The organism is Streptomyces sp. NPDC059142, assembly GCF_042755665.1.
Taxonomy (GTDB): Bacteria; Actinomycetota; Actinomycetes; order Streptomycetales; family Streptomycetaceae; genus Streptomyces.
This window is the reverse complement of the sequence record NZ_JBHZDA010000172.1, coordinates 1-7,305: the sequence shown is the minus strand read 5'-3', so window position 1 is coordinate 7,305 and position 7,305 is coordinate 1. Positions and strand designations below refer to the sequence as shown.

General features: G+C 74.5%; 1 protein-coding gene. It reads right to left on the bottom strand.

Annotated features, from left to right (window positions below; genetic code table 11):
- A partial coding sequence (locus ACFXPK_RS32050; protein WP_385080668.1) for an amino acid adenylation domain-containing protein occupies positions 1 to 7,305 on the bottom strand: 7,305 nt, incomplete at both ends.

The window sequence follows — 7,305 nt, the reverse complement described above, 5'->3', positions numbered from 1 at the left end:
GTCTCCGGCGGGGTCATCCCGGGAGACGACGGCCGCCTGCGCGACCTGCCCGTGGGCGGCCAGGGCCGCCTCGACCTCGCCGGGCTCGATGCGGAATCCGCGGATCTTCACCTGGTCGTCCGCGCGATCGAGGAACTCCAGCACGCCGCCGGTGTTCCAGCGCACGATGTCGCCGGTCCGGTACATCCGCCCGCCCGCCGGCCCGAACGGGCAGGCCGTGAAGCGCTCGGAGGTCAGTCCCGGACGTCCGAGGTAGCCGCGGGCCAGGCCGTCTCCGGCCACGTACAGTTCTCCGGCCGTGCCGGGGGGCACGGGCAGCAGGCCGTCGTCGAGCACGTACGCCCTGATGTTGCGCAGGGGGCGTCCGATGGGCACCGTCCCGCCGTCGCGGTCCGCGTCGCACTCCCAGGAGGTGACGGCGATCGACGCCTCGGTGGGGCCGTAGAGGTTGTGCAGCGGTACTCCCAGCTCCGCGCGGAAGCGGTCGCGCACCGTGGCCGGGAGCGCTTCGCCGAGGCACAGCACGGTGCGCAGGCCCGTGCACCGCCGCGCGGCGCCGCCGTCCAGGAAGGTGCGCAGGACGGAGGGGACGAACTGCGCGACGGTCACCCCGTCCCGCACGATCAGATCGGCGAGGTAGTCCGGGTCGGCGTGACCGCCCGGTCCGCTCAGCACGACTCCCGCGCCGTTCAGCAGCGGCCAGAACAGCTCCCACACCGAGGCGTCGAAGCCGAACGACGCCCTCTGCAGTACGCGGTCCGTGGCGTCCAGCCGGAACTTCTCCTGCATCCATCGCAGTTGGTTGACCACGCCGCGGTGCGGCACGGTCACGCCCTTCGGGGTGCCGGTGGAGCCGGAGGTGTACATCACGTAGGCCGGGTGGTCCGGTCGCAGCGGCGTCGTCCGGTCGGCGTCGGTGACCGCCCCGGGCGCCTCCCGGGCGAGCGCGGCCCGTACCTCCGGTCCGTCCACCGCGATCCACCGCGTCGGCGCGTCCTCCCCCGTGGAGCTGTCGAACCGGGCGCTGATCTCCTCGGTGCTCAGCACGAGCACCGGCGAGGCATCGGCGAGCATGAGGCCGATGCGCCGATGCGGCTGGCCGGGGTCGACGGGCAGGTAGGCGGCGCCGGTCCTGACGACGGCCAGGAGGGCGACGACCTGCTCCACCGACCGGTCGAGCATCACGCCCACCAGGGTCTCCGGGCCCGCCCCGGAGGAGATCAGGTGACGGGCGAGCCGGCCGGACCGCTCCTCCAGTTCGGCGTAGGTGACCTGGCGGCCGTCGGAGACCAGCGAGACGGCGTCGGGGGTACGGGCGGCCTGCCGGTGGAACAGCTCGGCCAGCGTCGCGTCCGGTACCGGCCCGGCTGTGTCGTTCCACTCCTCGGTCACCCGGCGCCGTTCCGCGTCGTCGAGCACGTCGATGCGGGCCACCGGCAGGGCGGGCTCGGCGGTGACCGCCTCCAGGACCCGGGCGAGCCGCGCCGCGAGCGCATCCACCGTGGACCGGTCGAAGAGTTCGGACGCGAAGACGATCTCCCCGTCGAGGCCCGCGGGCGCGCCCGTCCCGTCGAAGCGCTCCCGCACCTCGATGTCGAGGTCGAACCGGGCCGTCAGCGCCCCGGCCGGCTGTTCGGTCACCTCCACCCCCGGCAGGCGCAGGGCTCCCCGGGGATTGTTCTGCACCGCGAGCAGGACCTGGAACAGCGGGTTCCGGGCCATCGAACGGGCCGGAGCGAGTTCCTCCACCAGTCGCTCGAAGGGGACGTCCTGGTGCTCGAAGGCCTCCAGGCTGGCCGTGCGCACCCTCGCGAGCAGCTCCAGGAAGTCCGGGTCGCCCGACAGGTCGGTGCGCAGCACCATGGTGTTGGCGAAGAAGCCGACCATGTCGTCCAGTGCCTCGTCGGTGCGGCCGGCGACCGGGCTGCCCAGCACGATGTCCCGGCCCGCGCCGCTCTTGGACAGCAGCACCGCGACCGCCGCGTGGAGCAGCATGAACATGGTCACGCCCTGTCCGAGGGCCAGTTCGGCCAGCCGGGCGTGCAGCGGTGCCGGTATGCGCAGCGGCACCAGTCCGGCGCGGTGGTCCGCCACGGTCGGCCGCGGCCGGTCCACCGGGAGGGCCAGCTCCTGGGGCGCTCCCCGGAGCCGCTCCTTCCAGTAGGCCACCTGGGCGGCGAGGACGCTGTCGGGGTCGTTCACGTCGCCCAGGAACTCGCGCTGCCACAGGGTGTGATCGGCGTACTGCACCGGCAGCGGCGTCCAGCCGGGCTGCCGGCCCGCGCGGCGGGCCCGGTACGCCTCCGACAGGTCCCGCCACAGCGGGCCCATCGACCAGCCGTCACCGGCGATGTGGTGGACGACCACGGAGAGCGCCCACTGCGCGCGGCCGGAGGACGCGTCGTCCGGCAGGGCGAACAGCCGCGCCTTCAGGGGCGGTTCGGTCGCCAGGTCGAAGGGGTGGGCGGCGTGTTCGTCGAGGTGCCCGGTCAGTTCCTCCTCGGTGACGGTGGTGACCGGCAGGGCGACGGCCGTCGCGTCGGCGGGCAGGACGTGCTGGGAGGGCCGGTCGTCGATCTGGGGGAAGGTGGTGCGCAGGCTCTCGTGCCGGGCCACCACGTCCGCGAGGGCCGTGCGCAGGGCGGCCGGGTCCAGCTCACCGGACATCCGGAGCACCAGGCAGATGTTGTAGAGGTGGTTGGGGCCCTCGATGCGGTCCACGAACCACAGGCGGCTCTGCCCGTAGGACACCGGCACCACGGCGGGCCGCGGCATGGGCGCCACGACCGGCCGGGGCGGTCCGCCGGCCCGGGTCAGCCGTCGGGCGAGACCGGACACGGTCGGGGTCTCGAACACGGCCGCCACGGAGGTCTCCGCGCCCAGGACGGCACGGATGCGGCTGACCAGCCGTACCGCCAGCAGGGAGTGCCCGCCCAGGGCGAAGAAGTCGTCGTCCGGGCCGACGCGCGGCAGACCCAGCACCTCGGCGAAGACCATGGCCAGCAGTTCCTCGTACGGGGAGGCAGGTGTGCGGGCGGTGCTGATCTCCGTCACGGGGTCGGGGGCGGGCAGGCCGCCGCGGTCGACCTTGCCGTTCGGGGTGAGCGGCAGGCGTTCCAGGACGGACACGAAGGACGGCACCAGGTGGTCGGGCAGTCGGGCACTGACGAACTCCCGGATGCGCGCGACCAGTTCACGGCCGTTCACGGCGGGGTCCGCCGGTGCCACGTAGGCGGCGAGGCGCTTGTCGCCGGGAGTGTCCTGCCGGACGACGACCACGGCCTGGGCGACCTCGGGGTGCGCGGAGACGGTGGCCTCCACCTCGCCGGGCTCGACGCGGAAGCCGCCGATCTTGGCCTGGTCGTCGACCCGGCCGACGAACTCCAGCACACCGTCGGCCCGCCACCGCACCAGGTCTCCGGTGCGGTACATCCGGGCGCCGGTCCCCTCGAACGGGCAGGCCACGAACCGTTCGGCGGTCAGGCCCGGACGGTCCGCGTAGCCGCGGGCGAGGCCGTCGCCGGCGACGTACAGCTCGCCGGGGACGCCGACGGGCACCGGATGCAGGGCGGCGTCGAGGACGTAGGCGCGGGTGCGGGCCAGTGGCCGGCCGAGGGGGATGCCCCGGCCGCTGTCGACGTCGGCCCGGGTGACGGCGTGGGTGTGGGTGTAGGTGGTGCTCTCGGTGGGGCCGTACCCGTTGGTCAGCGTGGTGCCGGGCAGGGTGTCGAGCAGGGTGCGGCAGTGCTCGGCGGAGAGCGCGTCGCCGCCGGTCATCAGGGAGCGGACCCCGCGCAGCGCCTCGACGTCGAGGTCGATCACCTGGTGCAGCAGGCCGGTGGGCAGCAGGGCGACGGTGACCCGGTGCTCGGCCAGGAAGGTGCGCAGCACCGCCACGGAGGGGGTGCCCGCGGGTCCGACGGCCAGGGTGGCTCCGTTGAGCAGGGTGGCCCAGATCTCGAAGGTGGTGGAGTCGAAGGAGACCGAGCCGAGGTGGGGGACGACGTCCCCGGCGCGCACGTCCGCGTAGTCGGCGGGGCGGACCAGGCGGTCGATGGCCCGGTGGGTGACGGCGACGCCCTTGGGCGTGCCGGTGGAGCCGGAGGTGTAGATGGTGTAGGCAGCGCTGTCCAGGTGCGGCGGGCCGGCCGGGGGCGCGCCGTCCCCGGCGGCCACCGCCGCCCGGGTCCGTGGGTCGTCCAGGAGGATGACCGGCGGTGCGGCCGGCGTCGCGGGCAGCCGGTCGGCGATGCCGCCCGTGGTGAGGACGGCGACGGGGTCGGCGGCGCGGAGCATCAACTCGATGCGGGCGGCGGGGTAGCCGACGTCGACGGGCAGGTAGGCGCTGCCGGACTTCAGTACGGCGAGGAAGGTGACGACCATCTCGGGCGAGCGTTCCATCGCGACGGCGACGAGGCGCTCGGGGCCCGCGCCGTGGGCGGCGAGGTGGCGGGCGAGCCGGTCGGAGGCGGTGTCGAGTTCGGCGTAGGTCATCCGGGTGCCGTCCGCGACCAGGGCGAGGGCCTGCGGGGTGCGGGCGGCCTGGGCCCGGAAGTGGTCGGGCACGGTGGCCGCCGGCGCGGTCCGCGCGGTGTCGTTCCACAGGGTGAGGACGCGGCCGCGTTCGGCCGTGTCGAGCAGTGCGATGTCGCGGACGCGCCGGCCGGGGTCCTCGACGACGGACTCCAGCACGAGCAGGAGGCGGGCCAGGAGGGCCTCGGCGGTCGCCCGGTCGAAGATATCGGTGGCGTAGGTGATGCCGCCGTCGATTCCGGCGGGCCGGCCCTCGTCGTCTAAACGGTCGGCGACATGGAGGTCGAGGTCGAACTTGGCCCGGGTCACCTCGGTGGTGAGGGCCTCGACGGACAGGCCCGGCAGGTCGACGGCGGCGGTGGGGACGTTCTGCACGGCGAGCAGGACCTGGAAGAGGGGGTGTCGGGCGCGCGAGCGGGTCGGCGACAGTTCCTCGACGAGCCGTTCGAACGGCACGTCCTGGTGGCCCAGGGCACCCAGCGCCGACCTGCGCACCCGGGCCAGCACCTCGGTGAAGGCCGGGTCGCCGGACAGGTCGGTGCGCAGCACGAGGGTGTTGACGAAGAAGCCGATCAGGTCGTCGGCGGCCTCGTCGGTCCGGCCGGCGACGGGGCTTCCGATCGGGATGTCCTGTCCGGCGCCGAGCCGGGAGAGCAGCACGGCGAGCGCCGCCTGCCACACCATGAACGTGGTGGCTCCCTGGTCGACGGCCAGTTTCGCCAGCTTCTCGTGGAGTTCGACCGGTGCGGTCATCGGGACCCAGCGGCCCTCCCGGGTCGCCACGGCGGGCCGCGGCCGGTCCGTGGGCAGGTCCAGTTCCTCGGGGCTGCCGTTCAGCGCGTCCTTCCAGAAGGCGACCTGGCGGCTCAGGAGGCTGTCCGGTGCGTCGCCGTCGCCGAGCAGGCCGCGCTGCCACAGGGCGTGGTCGGCGTACTGCACGGGCAACGGTTCCCAGCCGGGTGGGCGGCCGGCCTGCCGGGCGGCGTAGGCGGTGGACAGGTCGCGCAGCAGCGGGACCATGGACCAGCCGTCGGCGACGATGTGGTGCGTGACCAGGACCAGCACCGCCTCCTGCGCGCCGGGGCCGTCCAGCTGGAAGAGGGTGGCCCGGACGGGCGGTCCGGCGCTGAGGTCGAAGGCGTGACCGGCGGCCTCGGCGACCCGCGCGTCGAGTTCCCCTCGGTCCACGCTCTCCACGTCGAAGCGGGGCACGAACGCGTCGGCGGGGACGATGTCCTGGCAGGGCTCGCCGTCGACCTGGAGGAACCGGGTGCGCAGGCTCTCGTGCCGGGTGAGCAGGTCGGTGAAGGCGGAGCTCAGCGCGTCGGTGTCGAGCGTGCCGGTCAGGCGCAGGGCGAGCGGGACGTTGTAGAGGGGGCCGGCGCCCTCCAGCCGGTCCAGGAACCACAGGCGGCGCTGGGCGTACGACAGGGGCAGCCGTCCGGGGCGCGGGCCGGGGGTCAGCGCGGGCCGCGGTGTGCCGCTCCCGGCCGCCTCGACGGCGGCGGCCAGTCCGGTGACCGTGGACGCCTCGAAGACGGCGTGCACGGGGATCTCGACGCCGAGGACGGTCCGGATCCGGCCCACCAGGCGCACGGCGAGCAGCGAGTGGCCGCCCAGCAGGAAGAAGTCGTCGTCCACGCCCACCCGGGACACGCCCAGCACCTGTGCGAAGGCGGAGCAGAGCAGTTCCTCACGGGGGCCCGCGGGGCGGGCGCCGCCCGCGGTGGTGAGGTCCGGGGCGGGCAGTGCCGCCCGGTCGAGCTTGCCGTTGACCGACAGGGGCAGGCGGTCCAGCGGCACGAACGCGGCCGGCACCAGGTGGGCAGGGAGGCGGGACGCGAGGTGTCCGCGCAGCACGGCGGGCAGATCGGTGGCGCCGGACCGCTTCGGCACCACGTAGGCGACGAGTCGCTTGTCGCCGGGGACGTCCTCGCGGACGACGACCGCGGCGTGGGCGATGTCCTCGTGTTCGGTCAGCCGGGTCTCGATCTCGCCCGGTTCGACGCGGAATCCGCGGATCTTGACCTGGTCGTCGGCGCGTCCGGTGTACAGCAGGCGGCCGTCGGTGGTGCGGCGCACGAGGTCGCCCGTGCGGTACATACGGGTCCCGGGTTCTCCGAACGGGTCGGCCAGGAAGCGCTCGGCGGTGAGGCCGGAGCGGTCGAGGTAGCCGCGGGCCACGCCCGCGCCCGCGACGTACAGGTCTCCGTCGACGCCATCGGGGACGGGGCGGAGACGGGCGTCGAGGACGTACAGCCCGACTCCGGGCAGGGGGCGGCCGATGGTGGGGGCGTCGCCGGGGCGCAGCGGGCCGTCGGCGGCGGCGATGACCGTGATCTCGGTCGGGCCGTAGGCGTTGCCGAACCAGCGGTCGGCGCCCCAGCGGTCCACGAGCGCCGGTCCGAGGGCCTCACCCGCGACCCACAGGGTGCGTACGGAGGCGAGCCGGTGGTCGTCCTCGACCATGCCGAGAACGGTGGGCGGGAGCTGGAGGTGGGTGACGGCGTGCCGCTCGATCACGTCCTCCAGGCCGGCGCCGGGCAGCAGGCGGTCGGCGGGGGCGACGACGAGGCAGGCTCCGGCGGCGAAGGCCGTCATGGTCTCCCAGGTGGCGACGTCGAAGCCGATCGACGCGAACTGGAGGAGCCGGTCGCCGGCGTTCAGGTCCGGCCAGCGCAGGGCGAGGAGGTTGACGGCGCCGGAGTGCGGGACGACGACGCCCTTGGGGGTGCCGGTGGAGCCGGAGGTGTAGATGACGTAGGCCGGGTG